The organism is Achromobacter sp. EB05, from assembly GCF_044232075.1.
In the GTDB taxonomy this organism is placed as follows: Bacteria; Pseudomonadota; Gammaproteobacteria; order Burkholderiales; family Burkholderiaceae_B; genus Achromobacter; species Achromobacter dolens.
Genome location: NZ_CP155917.1, coordinates 219,511 through 236,172, shown reverse-complemented (window position 1 = coordinate 236,172; position 16,662 = coordinate 219,511). Strand labels below are relative to the sequence as shown.

17 protein-coding genes are annotated in these 16,662 nt (G+C 68.7%); 10 read left to right on the top strand and 7 right to left on the bottom strand.

Features of this window, described 5'->3' with window-relative positions; all coding sequences use genetic code 11:
* Positions 1 to 5 precede the first annotated feature (5 nt).
* From AAID08_RS01115 to AAID08_RS01105, 3 genes are all read left to right on the top strand, one after another.
* A complete protein-coding gene (locus AAID08_RS01115; protein WP_054503719.1) occupies positions 6 to 1,472 on the top strand; it encodes a glutamate synthase subunit beta in 1,467 nt (488 codons plus the stop codon).
* A 141-nt stretch (positions 1,473 to 1,613) separates the two neighbouring features.
* Positions 1,614 to 2,192, top strand: a complete 579-nt coding sequence (locus AAID08_RS01110) for a chromate transporter (protein ID WP_054503720.1) — start codon at positions 1,614 to 1,616, stop codon at positions 2,190 to 2,192.
* Positions 2,189 to 2,716 carry a chromate transporter gene (locus AAID08_RS01105; RefSeq protein ID WP_054503721.1) on the top strand — a complete coding sequence of 176 codons (528 nt, stop codon included), beginning with the start codon at positions 2,189 to 2,191 and terminating at the stop codon, positions 2,714 to 2,716. Before AAID08_RS01110 ends, AAID08_RS01105 begins: the two co-directional genes overlap by 4 nt.
* Positions 2,717 to 2,750: 34 nt before the next feature.
* On the opposite strand, the gene AAID08_RS01100 is transcribed toward AAID08_RS01105, so the two are convergent.
* The 6 genes from AAID08_RS01100 to AAID08_RS01075 form a co-directional block, all read right to left on the bottom strand.
* The gene (locus AAID08_RS01100; protein ID WP_054503722.1) at positions 2,751 to 4,088 is read right to left on the bottom strand and encodes a cytosine permease; all 1,338 of its coding nucleotides are present in this window, start codon (positions 4,086 to 4,088) and stop codon (positions 2,751 to 2,753) included.
* Between the two features lie 160 nt (positions 4,089 to 4,248).
* A complete protein-coding gene (locus tag AAID08_RS01095) occupies positions 4,249 to 5,238 on the bottom strand; it encodes a biotin-dependent carboxyltransferase family protein (protein ID WP_049070609.1) in 990 nt (329 codons plus the stop codon).
* On the bottom strand, positions 5,228 to 6,103 hold the full coding sequence (locus AAID08_RS01090) for an allophanate hydrolase subunit 1 (RefSeq protein ID WP_064524554.1): 876 nt from the start codon (positions 6,101 to 6,103) through the stop codon (positions 5,228 to 5,230). Before AAID08_RS01090 ends, AAID08_RS01095 begins: the two co-directional genes overlap by 11 nt.
* Entirely contained in the window at positions 6,100 to 7,488 is a 1,389-nt protein-coding gene (locus AAID08_RS01085; protein ID WP_395757271.1) for an acetyl-CoA carboxylase biotin carboxylase subunit, read from the bottom strand. Before AAID08_RS01085 ends, AAID08_RS01090 begins: the two co-directional genes overlap by 4 nt.
* Before the next feature lie 3 nt (positions 7,489 to 7,491).
* Positions 7,492 to 7,734: an acetyl-CoA carboxylase gene (locus tag AAID08_RS01080; RefSeq protein ID WP_049070603.1), complete on the bottom strand. Its 243-nt coding sequence runs from the start codon at positions 7,732 to 7,734 to the stop codon at positions 7,492 to 7,494.
* 39 nt (positions 7,735 to 7,773) lie between these two features.
* A complete protein-coding gene (locus AAID08_RS01075; protein WP_049070601.1) occupies positions 7,774 to 8,544 on the bottom strand; it encodes a 5-oxoprolinase subunit PxpA in 771 nt (256 codons plus the stop codon).
* Positions 8,545 to 8,802: 258 nt separating this feature from the next.
* Here AAID08_RS01075 and AAID08_RS01070 point away from each other — a divergent pair, with 258 nt between their 5' ends.
* Positions 8,803 to 9,720 (top strand): LysR family transcriptional regulator, encoded by a 918-nt coding sequence (locus AAID08_RS01070; protein WP_049070599.1) that lies wholly within the window; start codon positions 8,803 to 8,805, stop codon positions 9,718 to 9,720.
* A gap of 129 nt (positions 9,721 to 9,849) precedes the next feature.
* The gene (locus tag AAID08_RS01065) at positions 9,850 to 10,491 is read left to right on the top strand and encodes an OmpW family protein (protein ID WP_049070597.1); all 642 of its coding nucleotides are present in this window, start codon (positions 9,850 to 9,852) and stop codon (positions 10,489 to 10,491) included.
* Positions 10,492 to 10,508: 17 nt separating this feature from the next.
* Here the strand turns inward: AAID08_RS01065 and AAID08_RS01060 are convergent, their stop codons facing one another.
* Positions 10,509 to 11,381 (bottom strand): LysR family transcriptional regulator, encoded by an 873-nt coding sequence (locus tag AAID08_RS01060; RefSeq protein ID WP_116791679.1) that lies wholly within the window; start codon positions 11,379 to 11,381, stop codon positions 10,509 to 10,511.
* Positions 11,382 to 11,446: 65 nt separating this feature from the next.
* Between AAID08_RS01060 and AAID08_RS01055 the strand changes: the two genes are divergently transcribed.
* The 5 genes from AAID08_RS01055 to mlaE all read left to right on the top strand — a co-directional run bounded on the left by AAID08_RS01055 (position 11,447) and on the right by mlaE (position 16,657).
* Positions 11,447 to 12,667, top strand: a complete 1,221-nt coding sequence (locus AAID08_RS01055; RefSeq protein WP_395757270.1) for a YbfB/YjiJ family MFS transporter — start codon at positions 11,447 to 11,449, stop codon at positions 12,665 to 12,667.
* 21 nt (positions 12,668 to 12,688) lie between these two features.
* On the top strand, positions 12,689 to 13,666 hold the full coding sequence (locus AAID08_RS01050) for a tripartite tricarboxylate transporter substrate binding protein (protein ID WP_064524546.1): 978 nt from the start codon (positions 12,689 to 12,691) through the stop codon (positions 13,664 to 13,666).
* A gap of 20 nt (positions 13,667 to 13,686) precedes the next feature.
* The gene (locus AAID08_RS01045) at positions 13,687 to 14,754 is read left to right on the top strand and encodes a nitronate monooxygenase family protein (protein ID WP_175189697.1); all 1,068 of its coding nucleotides are present in this window, start codon (positions 13,687 to 13,689) and stop codon (positions 14,752 to 14,754) included.
* 281 nt (positions 14,755 to 15,035) lie between these two features.
* Positions 15,036 to 15,872 carry an ABC transporter ATP-binding protein gene (locus AAID08_RS01040; RefSeq protein ID WP_054503785.1) on the top strand — a complete coding sequence of 279 codons (837 nt, stop codon included), beginning with the start codon at positions 15,036 to 15,038 and terminating at the stop codon, positions 15,870 to 15,872.
* Positions 15,869 to 16,657: a lipid asymmetry maintenance ABC transporter permease subunit MlaE gene (gene mlaE / locus AAID08_RS01035; protein ID WP_006392341.1), complete on the top strand. Its 789-nt coding sequence runs from the start codon at positions 15,869 to 15,871 to the stop codon at positions 16,655 to 16,657. Before AAID08_RS01040 ends, mlaE begins: the two co-directional genes overlap by 4 nt.
* Positions 16,658 to 16,662 lie beyond the last annotated feature (5 nt).

The window sequence follows — 16,662 nt, the reverse complement described above, 5'->3', positions numbered from 1 at the left end:
ATACCATGGGAAAGATTACCGGCTTTATGGAATACCAGCGCCTGCAGGAGGCCTCCGAGGCCCCGCAGAAGCGGCTGAAGAACTGGCGCGAATTCGTGCTGCACCTGACCGACGACCAGGCCAAGCAGCAGGCGGCGCGCTGCATGGACTGCGGCATCCCGTTCTGCAACAACGGCTGCCCGGTCAACAACATCATCCCCGACTGGAATGACCTGGTGTACAAGCAGGACTGGCGCCGCGCGCTGGACGTGCTGCACTCCACCAACAACTTCCCGGAATTCACCGGCCGCATCTGCCCGGCGCCGTGCGAGGCCGCCTGTACCTTGAACATCAACAGCGACGCCGTGGGCATCAAGTCCATCGAGCACGCCATCATCGACAAGGGCTGGGCCGAGGGCTGGGTGACGCCGCAAGTGCCGGCGCGCAAGACCGGCAAGAAGGTCGCCGTGGTGGGCTCCGGCCCTGCCGGCCTGGCCTGCGCGCAGCAACTGGCGCGCGCCGGCCACTCGGTGACGCTGTTCGAGAAGAGCGACCGCATCGGCGGCCTGCTGCGCTACGGCATCCCCGACTTCAAGCTGGAAAAGCACCAGATCGACCGCCGCATCTCGCAGATGGAAGCCGAAGGCGTGGAATTCGCGCCCTCGACCTACGTCGGCAAGCCGACCGACCCGGTGGCCGACGGGCTGACCGTGCGCACCCCGGACTCGCTGCTGGCCGAATTCGACGCCGTGGTGATGAGCGGCGGTTCGGAAACCCCGCGCGACCTGCCGGTGCCGGGCCGCGAGCTGTCGGGCGTCTATTTCGCCATGGACTTCCTGCGCCAGCAGAACAAGGCCGTGGCGGGCGACCGCCTCACCAACCAGACGCTGGCCAAGGGCAAGCACGTGGTGGTGATCGGCGGCGGCGACACCGGTTCCGACTGCGTCGGTACCAGCAACCGCCATGGCGCCGCCTCGGTCACCCAGTTCGAACTGCTGCCGCAGCCGCCCGAGTCCGAGAACAAGGCCATGACCTGGCCCTACTGGCCGCTGAAGATGCGCACCTCGTCCTCGCACGAGGAAGGCTGCGAACGCGACTGGTCGGTGACCACCAAGCTGCTCAAGGGCAGCAACGGCAAGGTCGAGAAGCTGGTCGGCGCCCGCGTCGAGTGGTTCAAGGATGAATCGACCGGCCAGATGAAGATGCGCGAGGTCGAAGGCTCGGAATTCGAGATCAAGGCCGACCTGGTGCTGCTTGCCATGGGCTTCGTGTCGCCCGTGCAGGCCGTGCTGGATGCCTTCGGCGTCGACCGCGACGCGCGCGGCAACGTGCGCGCCAACACCGACGACTACCGCACCAACGTGGAAAAGGTCTTCACCGCCGGCGACATGCGTCGCGGCCAGTCGCTGGTGGTCTGGGCCATCCGCGAAGGCCGCCAGTGCGCGCGCTCGGTGGACGCCTACCTGATGGGGTCGAGCGACTTGCCGCGCTGACCGCGCTGCTGCCGCGCCGGTCACCGACCCGGCCCCCGCTTTCGCCGCCCGGCACGTCGTGCCCGGCGGCGAAATTCTTTCAGCCAGCCGACATTTCGCATTGCGTAAGATGCGGTCATTGACCCCATCGCGCCGCCCGCCATGTCCTCCGCTGACCCCGCCGTTGCCGCCCCGCCGACACTGCCGCAGATTTTCCTGGCCTTCGCCAAGGTCGGCCTGACCAGTTTCGGCGGCGGCCTGAGCGGCTGGATGATGCGCGAATTCGTGCAGCAGCGGCGCTGGCTGTCCGAAGCCGATTTCCTCAGCGGCCTGGCGCTGGCGCAGTCGTTCCCGGGCGTGAACGTGGTGAACCTGGCCATCTGGATCGGCTTTCGCCTGCGCGGCGGCGCCGGCGCGCTGCTGGGCGGCCTGGGCATCACCGTGCCGCCGATGCTGGTGGCCATCGGCGCGGCCGCGCTGTTCGCCAGCATGGCGCAGTCGCAGGGCCTGCACGTGGCCATGGCGGGCGTGGCGGCGGCGGCGGTCGGGGTGTCGCTGCAGACCGGCCTGCGCGCCGCCCGGCGCGCGCTGCAGGGCTGGGTGCCGGCCGCCGTCATGGGCGCGACCTTCGCCGCCATCTTCCTGCTGCGCCTGCCGCTGCTGTGGGTGGTGGGCGCGATGGCGCCCCTGTCGATCGGCATCGCCTACGCGCGGCTGCGGCGCCGGGAGCGGCAACCATGAACCTGGCCACGCTGCACGACCTGTTCTCGGTGTTCACGCCGCTGTCGTTCCTGACGGTCGGAGGCGGCCAGAGCATCCTGCCCGACATCCACCGCCAGGCGGTGGACAGCTATGGCTGGATCAGCGAATCGCAGTTCCTGGATTACTTTGCGCTGTCCCGCATCACGCCGGGCCCGGCGTCGCTGCTGGTGACGCTGATCGGCTGGCAGGTGGGCGGGTGGCTGGGCGCGATTGCCGCGTCGATCGCGATCTTCCTGCCCTGCTCGCTGTTGATCTACGCGCTGGCGCGGGTCTGGGCGCGCTACCGCCAGGCCACCTGCGTCCGCGCCATCGAGGCGGGCCTGGTGCCGGTGGCCGCCGGCATGATCCTGGCCTCGTCGTGCACGGTACTGCGGGCCGCCGAAGGCGGCGCCTGGGCCTGGGGCGTGGCCGCGGTCTCCACGCTGGCGCTGGTCTACACGCGCATCAGCCCCTTCCTCATGCTGGCGCTGGGCGCGCTCGTGTTCCTGGCCGCGCTGGCCTGAGCCGGCGCCCCGACCAGCGAGGGACGCCGCGCGACTAGGCGCCGCCGCGCTGCATCCGCGGCCCCGAGACCGCCGCCTGCCCCAGCCAGTACACCGCGCCCGCCACCACAAAACTCGCCGGCGCCGCGAAGGTCGCGGCGATGCCGTTCAGGTGCATCAGCACCAGGCCGCTGGCCGCGCCCGCGAACCAGGCGCCGAGGCCGCGGCGGTTGTAGGCGCTGCCCCCGCCTGGCGTCGGCGCGGCTTCGTCCACCGCCAGGATGTGCACCAGCGCCACGGCGACCCACGCCACCACGAAGATGCCCTGGTAGGCCAGCGCCTGCAGCAGATAGGCGAACACGTCGAACAGCATCAGCGCATATGACACCGCGCCCACGATCACCGCCCAGGCGGCCTTGGACAGGCGCGCTCGGCCGAAGCGCGCGAAGAAGGCCTGCATGTTGATGGTGGCCAGGTAGTAGTTGGCGGTATTGATGCGGGTCTGCGTCACCCAGACGAAGAACAGGCCGCCCAGCCCCATCAGCTTGAGCAGCGCCAGCACCACCGATACTTCGCTCAGGGCGCCATCGCCGGGAATGATGGCGACCAGGTAGATGCCGGCCACGCCGTTTAGCAGGAAGGTCACCAGGTAGAACGGCATGCCGAAGTTGTAGCGGCCGTGGTAGCGCGCGTCTTCGCGGCGGCCGAAGCGCGCGTAGTCGAAGGTGAACATCATCAGGATCCACACGCCCATGTAGTACACGTAGGCGTCCCACCAGCCTCCCGCCACCGGCCCGCCGGCCGGGCCGAACGCCAGCCAGGCGTCGCTGTAGCCGTACTCGCGCGTGGCCAGCGCCACCGCCAGCAGCAGGCCGCCCAGGTAGAAGGGCAGCAGCACGCCGTTGAACTTGTCGAGCCAGCGCTGCACGCTGCCGAAGATCAGCAGCACGCTGTAGACGACCACCAGCAGCGCGAAGGCCCAGTAGGGCACGGCCGGGAACATGTGGTGCGCGGCGACCGCCATCACCGAGCCCTCGAACACGGCGTAATAGATGGCGGTGGCAAAGAAGATCAGGGTGGCCAGCGCCGCGCCCGAGGTGCCGAACACGCTGCGAGAGAACAGCGCCACCGACTGGCCGGTGCGGATGGCGTAACGCGAGATCACGGCGTTGATCAGGCCATAGGAAATCACCGACAGCACCATGCCGATGATGGCGTTGCGGGCGCCGTAGTTGAGCGCCAGCGTGGCGCCGACCACGATGTAGAAGATGGCGCTGCACACGGCCCACCAGGCCATGGTGAGCGGGAATCGGCCCATGCGATCGGCATCGGCCACGGTGGCTAGGGAAGTGTCCCGGTCGGAGGACGAGGAGCTGGAAGCAAGGTTGGCCATGGAGGCTCTCCTGACGTGCTGAAGAACCGCGGAATGCGGACGGGTACGGCGTGCAGCGTGCAGCGTGTGAAACTCAAATGCACAGGCGCGAGCGCGCCCGTCCGGCCCGTCGGAACGGGCCGGAAGGAAAGCGGCAATCAACGGGAAAGCGGGGCGGAGATCAGCCCAGGGCGGCGCGCAGCCGCTCGAGGCGGGCGCGGTAGTCCTTGCGGGCCTGCAAGGCCGTCTCCAGCGTGACCCGCTCGAAGCGGGCCTGCTGGTTGGGCTGCATCTGGCCGACCTTGTCGAGGTCCGCGCTGATCACGGTGCCGATCATGGCGTAGCCGCCGCCGGACACGGCATCGCGATGCAGGATGATGGGTTCCACCCCCGCCGGCACCTGGATCGAACCAATGGGATAGCAGGCGTCGACGATGTTGGACGGATCGGCGCCGGCGCCGAACGGCTGTTCGCGCGGCTGGAACTTCAGCGCGCGGCCCTTCTTGTAGCGGTAGCCGATGCGGTCCGCCTCGGAGGTCACGCTCCAGGCGTCCTCGTAGAACGAGGCGGCCGATTCCGGCATCAGGCGATGGTCGTAGAGGCCCGGCACCACGCGCAGCACCTGTTCCTTGGGACACTCGCTGGCGAGCGCCGCCGGCAGCGCGCGGCCGACCCGCGTCCCGGGGCGCGGCGCGCCCACGCGCAGGCGATCGCCGGCCTGCAGGCGGCGGCCCTCGAAGCCGCCGATGGCGCCCAGCGTGTAGGTCGAGCGGCTACCCAGCACCTCGGGCACGTCGATGCCGCCGGCGATCGCCAGGCAGGCGCGCGCGCCGGCCTGCACGAAATCGAATGACAGCCTGGCGCCGGCCGGCACCGCCAGCGCGGTGTTGCAGGCCTGTGCCTGGCCATCGATCTTGGGCGTCATGGTGGCGCCGGTGACGGCAATCACCGCGGCGCGGGTGAAGCGCAGTTCGGGCCCCATCAGCGTGCATTCCAGCACCGCCGCGTCCTCGGGGTTGCCCACCAGCAGGTTGGCGGCGGCCAGCGCGTACTGGTCCAGCGCGCCCGAGGGTGGAATGCCCAGGTGGTAGTAGCCCTGGCGGCCACGATCCTGGACCGACGTCGCCAGCCCGGGCTTGATCACTTCGATGAGCGGTTCGTCATGCGACATGGAGCGTCTCCAGAAGGCGGGCGTTGTACTGTTCGGGCGCCGCCATGAATTCGGACAGCGAGAACGACACGGGACGGATGTCGAGCTGGAAGGTGCCGGCCTCGACCCGCGCCACCGCGGCGTCGTACTCGCCGCGGCTGATCGGCTTGAACTTGACGATGTCCCCGGGACGGAAGAACACCATCGAGTCGCGCAGGTGCGCCTGGCGCTGCGCGGGCTCGAAGATCGGCGCCGGCGTCACGCCGAACATCTGGTAGCCGCCCGCGCCGCGCACGGAATAGATGCAGGCGAAGCAACCGCCATGTCCCACCGTGTGCTTGGGCGTGTCGGTGCGCGGCCGCAGGTACTTGGGCACTTCCAACTGGCGTTCGCGTTCGACCATCTGGAACATGAACGGCAGCCCGGCCACGAAGCCGACCATCGACACGAACCACGGCGCGCTGGAATGCGCGGCGATGAATGCATCGGTATCGGCAAAGCCGTTGATGCGCGCCGCGTATTCCAGGTCGGTCGAGTCGGGGTCCTGGTGGCGCTCGCGAAAGCGCATCAGCGTCTCGTGGGTCCAGGGGTCGTTGTAGAGCACCGGCACCTGGATGACGCGGGTGTCGAGCCGCAGGTTGTCCAGGTCGATGGTGGCCTCGATCTCGCGCAGGATGGCCAGCATGGCCTCGGGCGCGACCTGCTCGGGGTCGTAGCGGATCTGGTACGAAGCGTTGGCCGGGCAGATCTCGGTGACGCCGGGCACGGCGCGTTCGCGCAGCGCGCGCGTGATCGCCATGCCCTTGAAGAACGCCGCCAGCGACATCGATTCGCTGATCTCGGCGAAGATGAATTCATCTCCGCCATGGGTGTAGCGCACCGTCATTGGGTCCCCTCCCGCTGCTGCATCCAGCTTTCCAGATAGTTGGTGTGATAGTCGCCCGCCAGCACGCCCGCGTCGGCCACCAGGGCGCGATGCAGGGACAGCGTCGACGGCACGCCTTCGAATTCGGTTTCATCCAGCGCGCGCGCCATGCGAGCCAGCGCGGCGTCGCGGTCCTCGTCCCACACGATCAACTTGGCCAGCAGCGAATCGTAATAGGGCGGCACCACGCTGCCGGCATACACCATCGAGTCGATGCGCACGCCCGGACCGGCCGGCCAGCGCACGTGCGACACGGTGCCGGGGCCGGGCGCGAAGTTGCGCGCCGGGTCTTCGGCGTTCAGGCGGCATTCGATGGCGGCGCCGCGCATGACGATGTCCGCTTGCTTGAAACGCAGCGGCTCGCCGTCGGCGATGCGCAGCATCTCGCGCACCAGGTCGATGCCGGTGATGGCCTCGGTGATGGGATGCTCGACCTGGATGCGCGTGTTCATCTCGATGAAGTAGAACTCGCCGCGGGTCTCGTCGTACAGGTATTCCAGCGTGCCGGCGCCGCGATAGCCCACCGATTCGGTCAGGCGCAGCGCCGATTCGCACAGCGCCTGGCGCAGCGCGGGGCTCAGCGCCGGCGACGGCGCTTCCTCGAACACCTTCTGGCGGCGGCGCTGCAGCGAGCATTCGCGCTCGAACAGGTGCACCGCGCGCTCGCCGTCGCCCAGCACCTGCACCTCGATATGGCGGGCGCGCGGCAGGTAGCGCTCCAGGTAGACGCCGCCATCGCCGAACGCGGCGCGCGCCTCGGCCTGGGCCATGGGGATGGCCTCGCGCAGCTGCGCCTCGTCGGCCGCCACGCGGATGCCGCGTCCGCCGCCGCCGGCACTCGCCTTGATCATCAAGGGATAACCGATCTGCGCCGCATGGCTCAGGGCCTCGTCCAGCGAGCCGACCACACCCTCGCTGCCCGGCACGGTGGGCACGCCCGCCGCCTTGGCGCAGGCGCGCGCCGCGGCCTTGTCGCCCATGCTGCGGATGGTGCGGGCATCGGGCCCGACGAACACCAGGCCGGCGTCGGTCACGGCCTGCGAGAAGTCGGCGTTCTCGGCCAGGAAGCCATAGCCCGGATGGATCGCGTCGGCGCCGCTGTCGCGCGCCGCCGCCAGCAGGGCCTCGGCGTTCAGATAGCTGCGCGTGGCGTGCGCCGGTCCGATGTGCACCGCCGCGTCCGCCAGGCGCACCGCCAGGGCGTCGCGATCGGCGTCGCTGTAGACCGCCACCGTGCGCATGCCCAGCTCGCGCGCGGCGCGAATGACCCGCAGCGCGATCTCGCCGCGGTTGGCGACCAGCAGGGTGTGGATGCGGCGCGGCCGGTAGAAGGAATGCACGCCCATACCTCAGCCCTCGATCCGCAGCAGCGCCTGGCCGGGTTCGACCGGGTCGCCGTCGGCCACCAGGATCTCGGCGACCACGCCGCCGATCTCGGCCTCGATCTGGTTGAACTGCTTCATCACCTCGACGATGCCGACCACGTCGCCGGGCTGGATGGCGGCGCCCACCTCGACGAACGGCGCGGCGTCGGGACTGGGACGGCGGTAGAAGGTGCCGGGCAGAGGGCTCTGGATTTCTTGCTGCGACATGGGGTTTTCTCCTTGGAATGTATGGGAATGATGGACGGATCAGGACAGCCGCGGCGGCGCGATGCGGATGCCGTGCGCCTCCAGGCGGGCGCGGGTGGCCTGCACCAGCGCCAGCGCGCCGGGGGTGTCGCTGTGGATGCAGACGGAGTCGAAGCCGATCGGAATGTCGCGGCCATCCACGGTGCGCACCTTGCCGTCGGTGCACGCGCGCAGCACCTTGTCGGCCACCTGCTCCGGATCGAGCGCCTGGGTGTAGCGCGTGAACACGATCGAGCCGCTGGCGTCGTAGTCGCGGTCCGCGTAGAACTCGCGCACCACCGGCAGGCCCAGCTCGCGCGCCACCTTGCAGGTCAGCGAGTTCTCCATGCAATACAGCATCAGCGTGGGCTCCAGGTCGCGCAGCGTCTGCACCAGGCGGCGCGACAGGGTTTCGTCGCGCGCGGCGCGCATGTAGAGCGCGCCATGCGGCTTGACGTGCTGCAGCCGCAGGCCATAGAGGCGGGCGAATTCGCGCAGGGCGCCGACCTGGTAGACGATGTCGTTGACCAGGCCCTCGGCGTTCTCGTTCAGATCGCGGCGGCCGAAGCCGACCAGGTCGCGAAAGCCGGGATGCGCGCCGATGCCGATGCCATGCTCGCGCGCCATCACCACGGTGCGGTTCATGATGTTGGGATCGCCGGCGTGAAAGCCCGTGGCGATGTTGGCCGAGCTGATCAGCGGCATGATGGCGTCGTCGACGTCATCGCCGATCTTCCAGGAACCAAATCCCTCGCCCATGTCGGAGTTCAGGTCTATCGTCGCCTTGCTCATGAAACAGGATCTCCTTCCATCTGCGGCCCGGTGGCCCGCGCAATGCCTGCACAGTAGCGAAGCGCCCGAGGGATAAAAAGTTCTTTTTTCGGATCAACGGTTATCTGAATTTTTGATGCCCCGCATTACGCACCAAATCAGGGCAATTACCGGATTCCTATGAAATTTCAGGGATTTCCCTGAGATTCGGTGCACCCCTATGGCGCGGATAAACAGATATTCTGGTGGCTGACTATCTATTAATCAGATATCGCCGCCATGTCGCTTACCCTCCGGCAGCTCAAGTATTTCGTCGCGGCCGCCGAACTCGGGCAGATCTCGCAGGCGGCCATCCAGTTGGCGATCTCGCAATCCGCCGTCACCACCGCCATCCGCGAACTCGAGGAGATCGTGGGCTCGCCGCTGTTCCAGCGCAGCGCCAGCGGCGTGGCGTTGACCGAGACCGGGCGCGGCTTCCTCAACCACGCCTACAACATCCTGTCGTCGGTCGACGAGGCGCTGCGCATGCCCAGCGCCGACGGTCGCGAGAGCGGGAGGTTGCTGCTGGCTGCGTCCTATACCGTGATCGGCTACTTCCTGCCGTACCACCTGCAGCGCCTGTCGCAGCTCTATCCCAACCTGGACATCCAACTTCACGAACTGAACCGCAACGCCATCGAGGAAGGCTTGATCGCACACCGCTACGACATGGCGGTGCTGCTGACCTCGAACGTGGTGAACCCGGAACTGGCCGTCGAGCATTTCTTCGGCTCGCCGCGGCGGCTGTGGGTGCCGGCGCGACATCCGCTGCTGGCGCGCGACACTGTCACGCTGGAAGACGTGGCACACGAACCGTTCATCATGCTGACCGTCGACGAGGCCGCGCACACCGCGCTGCGGTACTGGAGCGAGACGCCGTTCCGCCCCGACGTGCGCCTGCGCACCTCTTCGGTGGAAGCGGTGCGCAGCATGGTGGCCAATGGCGGCGGCGTGGCGGTGCTGTCGGACATGGTCTATCGGCCGTGGTCGCTGGAAGGCCGGCGCATCGAGACCATCCAGTTGAAGGATCCGATCCCGCCGATGAACGTGGGGCTGGCGTGGCGCAAGGGCGCGGACATCACCGGCCCGATGCGCGCGGTGCGCGACTATTTCCGCCACGCGTATGCCGTGCCGCGTGGCACCGACAACTTGCGTTGAGTCCGATTCGTACGTATTTGTGGCGCCGCTACCACGCGCCGCGTTGCCGCTTGATACACGTCAAGGCCCGCTTTTCCCGCCTCTGCGAACCTGAATGCCTGCATTCACGCAATACACGGAGAGAGGAAAATGTTCGCGATGTCTCGGCGCCTGCGCGCCCTTGCCCTGGCCACTGCCTGCGGCGCCCCCCTGATGCTTGCCGCCCCCGCCCATGCCCACGAAGCCGGCGACATCCTGTTCCGGGTCGGCGCGACCCAGGTACGCCCCGCGTCCAACAACGGCACGGTGCTCGATGGCACCGTCAAGCTCGACGCCAACAACAACGTGCGCCCCAGCTTCACGCTGGCCTACATGGCCACGCGCAACATCGGCATCGAACTGCTGGGCGCCTGGCCGTTCCAGCATGACGTGCGCGGCAGCGGCCTGGGCAAGATCGGTTCCAGCAAGCAATTGCCGCCGACCCTCAGCCTGCAATGGCACATCCTGCCCGACAGCATGGTTCAGCCCTACATCGGCGTCGGCATCAACTACACCAAGTTCTTCGACACCAAGGCCGAGGGCGCGCTCAAGGGTTCCGACCTGAAGATGGGCGATTCCTGGGGCGTGGCCGCGCAACTGGGCGCGGACATCAAGATCAGCGAACGCTGGTTCATGAACGCCGACATCCGCTACATCGACATCAAGTCCAAGGTGAAGCTCAACGGCGAACACATCGGCACCGCCCGCATCAACCCGTGGGTCGCCACGCTGGGCGTCGGCTACCGCTTCTGATACCCACGTCCCATCGGCTACTGGCGCCGCTGCGCCAGTAGCTGCCGCAACGCCTGCAATGCAGGCGTTTCGTCGTCCGCGCGCCAGATCAATCGCGTCTGCGCGCGGCCATGCCTGCCAGCCAGCGGCGTCACGCGCAGCGACGGCTCCGCGCCCAGCAGCGCCAGCACCGAGCGCGGCACGATCGCCACGCCCGAGCCTGCCGCCACGCACGCGACGATGGCGTGGTACGACGCGAATTCCATCACCTTGCCCGGCGCCACGCCTTCCTGGCCGAACCAGGATTCCAGGATGCGTCGGTACGAACAGCCCGCCGCGAACGCGATGACACTGCGATCGCCGACATCCTTGGGGCCATGGATCTCGGGCCAGGCCAGCGGCGAGATCAGCGCCAGTTCTTCCTCGAAAGCCGGTTGCTGCGCCAGGCCCTGCGCGTCGAAGGGCTGCGCCACGAAGGCGGCCTCGATCTCGTAGTTGCGCACCATGGCCGCCAACGCGCCCGACGTGCCCGTGACCAGTTCGATCCGCACCTTCGGCCAGGCCGCGTGATACGTCGCGAGGATAGGGGGCAGGCGCGCCGCGGCCGTGCTTTCCATGGTGCCGATGCGCAGCAGGCCCTGCGGCGCGCCGTCGCGCACGGCCGCCTGGGCCTCGGCCGACAGGCGCAGCATGCGGTCGGCGTAGGACAGCAGCACGCGCCCCTGTTCCGACAGCACCAGGCGCCGGTTCTGGCGGCGAAACAGCGGCGCCTCCAGCGTCGCTTCAAGCTGCTTGAGGCGGGTCGAGACGTTCGACTGCACCCGGTTCAGGTGGGCCGCGGCGCGCGCCACGCCCCCGTGGTCGGCCACCGCCTTGAAGATCTGCAGCGCGTCGAGATCCAAATTTCTCATTTCAAGAACTCATGTTCTTAATAATTCACTATTCAAGATATTAGTACAGCCGTAGAGTGGGAGCCATGTCAATAGCCGCCCACCCCGATCCCGCGTCCCCGCGCGGCGCCATCCGCCTGGCCTTGCCGGCCGCGCTGGCGCTGGCCGCCGCCATGGGCATCGGCCGCTTCGCCTTCACGCCGGTCTGGCCGTTGATGGCGCAGGAGGCCGGCTTGTCGCTGGCTCAGGGCAGTTGGCTGGCGTCGGCCAATTACGCGGGTTACCTGCTGGGCGCACTGGCGGCGGCGGTGCGGCCGCCGCGCCATCCGCGCGCCATGCTGGCGATCAGCCTGCTGGCCGTGGCCGTGCTGACGCTGGCCATGCCGGCGTTCCACGGCGTCCTGGCCTGGAGCCTGCTGCGGCTGGCGGCGGGCTATGGCAGCGCCAGCGCCTTCATCTGCGTGGCCGCGTCGCGCGCGGTCGCCCCGGGCGACCCGCGCGCGCCAGCCGTGTCGGCCATCACCTACGCCGGCGTCGGCGCGGGCATCGCGCTGACCGGCCTGGCCTGTCTGGGATTGATGGCCGCCGGCGTCGGCGCCAATGCAAACTGGATCGCGCTGGGCGCACTGGCGCTGCTGCTGTCGGTCCTGGCCTGGCCCGGGCTGAAGCGCCCCGGGCCGGCCCGCCACCTGGCCGCCGCGCCCGCGCCCGGGCGCCTGCCGCCGGGTATCGGCCGCCTGGCGCTGCATTACGGCGTGTTCGGCGCCGGCTACATCATTCCCGCCACCTTCCTGCCCGCCATGGCGCGCGAGATCATTCCCGATCCCGCCGTGTTCGGCTGGGCCTGGCCATTGTTCGGCCTGGCCGCCGTGCTCTCCTGCCTGGTGGCGCCGCGCGTGGCGCAAGCCCGCGACGACAAGACGGTGTGGCGCGGGGCGCAGGCGTTGATGGCGCTGGGCATGCTGGCGGCGGCGCTATGGCACGACATCGCCGCGATCATCGTCGCCGCGCTGCTGGTGGGCGGCACCTTCATGGTCATCACGCAATCGGGCATGCTGGTGGCGCAACGACTGGCCGGCAGCGCCGCGCCACGGGCCGCGGCCGTCATGACCTCGGCCTTCGCCGCCGGCCAGATCGTGGGGCCGCTGCTGGCCTCCGCCGCCGCGCGCTGGGGCGCCACGCTGCCGCAAGTGCTGGCGGCAGGCGCGGCATTGCTGGCGCTGTCGGCCTGGCGCTTGGGGAAAATCAGCACCACGGGCGGCAACGCTGGGCATAATGCGATCGGTTCCCGGGAACCATCACATTAAGAGAAAGAGGAGTCACCCAGCATGAAATCGCTACGCCCCCTGGTCGCCACCCTGGCCACCTTCGCCGCCCTGAGCGGCACCGCCCACGCCCAGGCCGCCGACTGGCCCGCCAAGCCCATCACCATGATCGTGCCCTACGCCCCGGGCGGCTTTGCCGATACCCGTGTGCGCCTGCTGGCGCGCAAGCTGGGCGAATCGCTGGGCCAGCCGATCGTGGTCGAGAACAAGGCGGGCGCGGGCGGCGTGGTCGGCACCAACCTGATCGCCAAGGCGGCGCCCGACGGCTACACCATCGGCACCGGCAACCTGGCGCCGATGGCGGTCAACCCGTCGCTGATGAAGGACATGCCGTACAACCCGCAGAAGGATCTGGCGCCCGTCATCCTGATCGAGAACAGCCCCCTGGTGCTGAGCGTGAACAACGAGCTGCCGGTCAAGACCCTGGCCGACCTGATCGCCATGGCCAAAAAGCAGCCGGGCAAGCTGTCGTTCGGTTCGTCCGGCGTGGGCGGCGCCCATCACCTGTCCGGCGAGATGTTCCGCGAGCAAGCCAAGATCGACATCGTGCACGTCCCCTACAAGGGCGGCAGCCTGGCCGCGACCGACCTGATGGGCGGCCATATCTCGATGATGTTCGAGATGGGCTACTCGGCGCTGCCGGCCATCCAGGGCCAGAAGATCCACCCGATCGCGGTGACCTCGGCCAAGCGCCTGGCGGTGCTGCCGGACGTGCCCACCATGGCCGAATCCGGCCTGCCGGGCTTCGAGTCGTACAACTGGCAGGGCATCGTCGCCCCCGCCGGAACCCCCGCGCCCATCATTGCCAAGCTCAATGCCGAGTTCAACCGCATCCTGAAGGAACCCGACGTGCAGAAGGCCATCGCCGACACCGGCAGCCAGGCCGGCGGCGGCACGCCCGAGGAATTCGGCGCGTTCATCAAGAGCGAAACGGACAAGTGGGCGCACGTCATCCAGGCTGGAAACATCCAGCTGCAATAAGCCAACCAGGAGGTTTCCCCATGACATCCCGCCTATCCGATCTGCTCAAGCTTGACCACCCCATCATCCAGGCGCCCATGGCGGGCGGCGCGACGACGGTGGAACTAGTGTCGGAGGCTTCCAAGGCGGGTGTCCTGGGTTCGCTGGGCGCGGCCTACCTGTCGCCCGATCAGATCGAGACGGCGGCCGCCGGGATCCGCGCGCGCACCGACCGGGCGTTCGGCATCAACCTGTTCGCGGCGGTGCCGGAGCAACCGTACCAGGGCGACGCCAGCCGCATGCTGGCGCTGCTGGCGCGCTACCACGCCCAACTGGGCCTGCCGGCGCCCGTCGCGCCGGGCCCTCAGGCCGACCCGCTGCCCGGCCAGATCGAGGCCGTGCTGCGCGTGAAACCGGCGGTCCTGAGCTTCACCTTCGGCCGCCTGCCCGCGGACGTGCTGGCGCGCTGCCGCGAACTGGGCATCCTGACGATCGGCACCGCCACCACCGTGCGCGAAGCGGTGGTCCTGGAGCAGGATGGCGTCGATGCCGTCGTGGCGCAGGGAGCGGAGGCGGGCGGGCATCGCGGCACCTTCCTGGACGATTTCGAGCATTCGCTGGTCGGCACCATGGCCCTGGTGCCCCAGGTGGCCGACGCGGTATCGATCCCGGTGATCGCCTCCGGCGGCATCATGGACGGCCGCGGCATCGCCGCCGCGCTGGCCCTGGGCGCGGATGTCGCACAAATGGGGACGGCCTTCCTGACCACGGACGAAGCCGGCATCGGCGATGCCTACAAGGCGGTGCTGCCGGCCTCGCGTTCCGAACAGTCGCGGGTGACCCGGGCCTTTTCCGGACGCCCGGCGCGCGGCATCGCGAATTCGTTCATGCGCGACGCCGATCAACTTTCAGACGATATCCTGCCTTACCCGCTGCAGAACGCGCTGACCCGCCCCATGCGCACCGCCGGCGGCCAGGCCGGCAACGTCGCCGTCCTGTCTTTGTGGGCCGGCCAGGGCGCGCCGCTGGCGCGGCGCGAAAGCACGGCCGCGCTGGTGGCGCGGCTGGCCCGCGAAACCGCCGCGGCGCGCGGCCGCGGCCGGGCCTGAACGGGGCCGGCGCAAGGGATTCCGGGGGGCCGACAGGCCCCGCCGATTGTTCCCAGTGCCGAAAACACTGTTCCATAGACAACCCTAACGCACTGCGATGACAGTTCGTCGGGCTACAATGGCCCCTCGCCGCCGGGTGCGACGGGTCTTTCCTCGTCCCCGGCATATGAGTAACAGGGCGCTTCCCGACGCAGCCCGTCTCGCTCGCGCCGGCCGGATGATCCGCCCAGGCACGAACGTGGCGGCAGGGCATTCGCCACCGAAACACCCTTTTGTTGCCCATGCCCGATCAAACCCGCAGCACCCCGGAATTCGCCCTGCGCCTGCAAGGTGTGGCGCTAGGCTACGGTGATTTCACCGTCTTGCGCGACATTTCCATGGAAGCGCGTTCGGGCCAGGTGGTCGCCATCATGGGCGGCTCGGGTTCAGGCAAGACCACGTTGCTGCGGGCCGCCACCGGCCAGCTCACTGCGCAACAAGGCACCGTGCTGGCGTTCGGCCAGGACATCGCCCGCGCCACCCCCGCCGAACTGCAGTCGCTGCGCAAGCGCATGGGCGTGCTGTTCCAGCAGGGCGCGCTGTTCACCGACCTGAACGTGTTCGAGAACGTCGCCTTCCCGCTGCGCGAACACACCACGCTGGCCGAATCCGAAATCACGGCGCGCGTGCTCGACAAGCTCGACGCCGTCGGCCTGCGCGCCGCCGCCCACCTGAAGGTGGCCGAGATCTCCGGCGGCATGTCGCGCCGGGTGGCGCTGGCCCGCGCGGTCGTGCTGGAACCCGAACTGATCCTGTACGACGAACCCTTCGCCGGCCTCGATCCGATTTCACTGGGTATCACCGCCCGCCTGATCCGCAGCCTGGCCGACCGCCTGGGATGCGCCTCGGTGCTGATCACCCACGACGTGCACGAATCGTTCGCGATTGCCGACCAGGTCTATCTCGTGGGCCAGGGCCAGCTCAAGGCCGCCGGCACGCCCGAGAGCCTCTCGGCATCGCAGGACCCCTACGTGCAGCAATTCCTCAAAGGCGAGCCCGACGGCCCGGTCGCGTTCCAGTATCCCGAAACGCCGGCTTTCCAGAAGTGGCTGTCGCAACAACAAGGGCGCAAGGCATGAGCGGATCCAACAACGCCGTGAGCGCGCTGGGCGGCTGGGTGCGCACCCGCATCGCCGGCATCGGCTACTTCACCCGTTTCTTCGGCGCCATGCTGGCCCGCAGCGGCATCGCGCTGTCGCGGCCGCGGTTGGTGTCGCAGCAAATTCATTTCATCGGCAACTTTTCGCTGCTGATCATCGCCGTGTCCGGCATGTTCGTGGGTTTCGTGCTGGGCCTGCAGGGCTATTACACGCTGAACCGCTACGGCGCCGAGGAATCGCTTGGCCTGCTGGTGGCGCTGTCGCTGGTGCGCGAACTGGGGCCGGTCGTGACCGCGCTGCTGTTCGCCGGCCGTGCCGGCACCTCGCTGACCGCCGAGATCGGCCTGATGAAGGCGGGCGAACAACTGTCGGCCATGGAAGTCATGGCCGTCGACCCGATGCGCCGCGTGCTGGTGCCGCGCCTGTGGGGCGGCATCATCGCCATGCCGATCCTGGCCGCCGTGTTCTCCATGGTGGGCATCCTGGGCGGCTGGGTGGTCGGCGTGCTGATGATCGGGGTCGATGCCGGCGCCTTCTGGTCGCAGATGCAGGGCGGCGTCGATGTCTGGAACGACGTCCTGAACGGCGTCATCAAAAGCCTGGTCTTCGGCGTCACGGTGACGCTGGTGGCGCTTTACGAAGGCTGGCAGGCCAAGCCCACCCCCGAAGGCGTCGCCCGCGCCACCACCCGCACGGTGGTGGTGGGCTCGCTGGCGGTGCTGGGGCTGGACTTCCTGCTGACCGCCTTGATGTTTGGAAACTGATTACG

Excerpts from the sequence above, each read along its gene's own strand:
- AAID08_RS01060 (WP_116791679.1), bottom strand. The coding sequence starts at position 11,381 with ATGAGAAATTTGGATCTCGACGCGCTGCAGATCTTCAAGGCGGTGGCC.
- mlaE (WP_006392341.1), top strand. The coding sequence starts at position 15,869 with ATGAGCGGATCCAACAACGCCGTGAGCGCGCTGGGCGGCTGGGTGCGC.
- AAID08_RS01065 (WP_049070597.1), top strand. The coding sequence starts at position 9,850 with ATGTTCGCGATGTCTCGGCGCCTGCGCGCCCTTGCCCTGGCCACTGCC.
- AAID08_RS01105 (WP_054503721.1), top strand. The coding sequence starts at position 2,189 with ATGAACCTGGCCACGCTGCACGACCTGTTCTCGGTGTTCACGCCGCTG.
- AAID08_RS01055 (WP_395757270.1), top strand. The coding sequence starts at position 11,447 with ATGTCAATAGCCGCCCACCCCGATCCCGCGTCCCCGCGCGGCGCCATC.
- AAID08_RS01040 (WP_054503785.1), top strand. The coding sequence starts at position 15,036 with ATGCCCGATCAAACCCGCAGCACCCCGGAATTCGCCCTGCGCCTGCAA.
- AAID08_RS01050 (WP_064524546.1), top strand. The coding sequence starts at position 12,689 with ATGAAATCGCTACGCCCCCTGGTCGCCACCCTGGCCACCTTCGCCGCC.
- AAID08_RS01085 (WP_395757271.1), bottom strand. The coding sequence starts at position 7,488 with ATGGGCGTGCATTCCTTCTACCGGCCGCGCCGCATCCACACCCTGCTG.
- AAID08_RS01070 (WP_049070599.1), top strand. The coding sequence starts at position 8,803 with ATGTCGCTTACCCTCCGGCAGCTCAAGTATTTCGTCGCGGCCGCCGAA.
- AAID08_RS01110 (WP_054503720.1), top strand. The coding sequence starts at position 1,614 with ATGTCCTCCGCTGACCCCGCCGTTGCCGCCCCGCCGACACTGCCGCAG.
- AAID08_RS01095 (WP_049070609.1), bottom strand. The coding sequence starts at position 5,238 with ATGTCGCATGACGAACCGCTCATCGAAGTGATCAAGCCCGGGCTGGCG.
- AAID08_RS01115 (WP_054503719.1), top strand. The coding sequence starts at position 6 with ATGGGAAAGATTACCGGCTTTATGGAATACCAGCGCCTGCAGGAGGCC.
- AAID08_RS01100 (WP_054503722.1), bottom strand. The coding sequence starts at position 4,088 with ATGGCCAACCTTGCTTCCAGCTCCTCGTCCTCCGACCGGGACACTTCC.
- AAID08_RS01075 (WP_049070601.1), bottom strand. The coding sequence starts at position 8,544 with ATGAGCAAGGCGACGATAGACCTGAACTCCGACATGGGCGAGGGATTT.
- AAID08_RS01045 (WP_175189697.1), top strand. The coding sequence starts at position 13,687 with ATGACATCCCGCCTATCCGATCTGCTCAAGCTTGACCACCCCATCATC.
- AAID08_RS01090 (WP_064524554.1), bottom strand. The coding sequence starts at position 6,103 with ATGACGGTGCGCTACACCCATGGCGGAGATGAATTCATCTTCGCCGAG.
- AAID08_RS01080 (WP_049070603.1), bottom strand. The coding sequence starts at position 7,734 with ATGTCGCAGCAAGAAATCCAGAGCCCTCTGCCCGGCACCTTCTACCGC.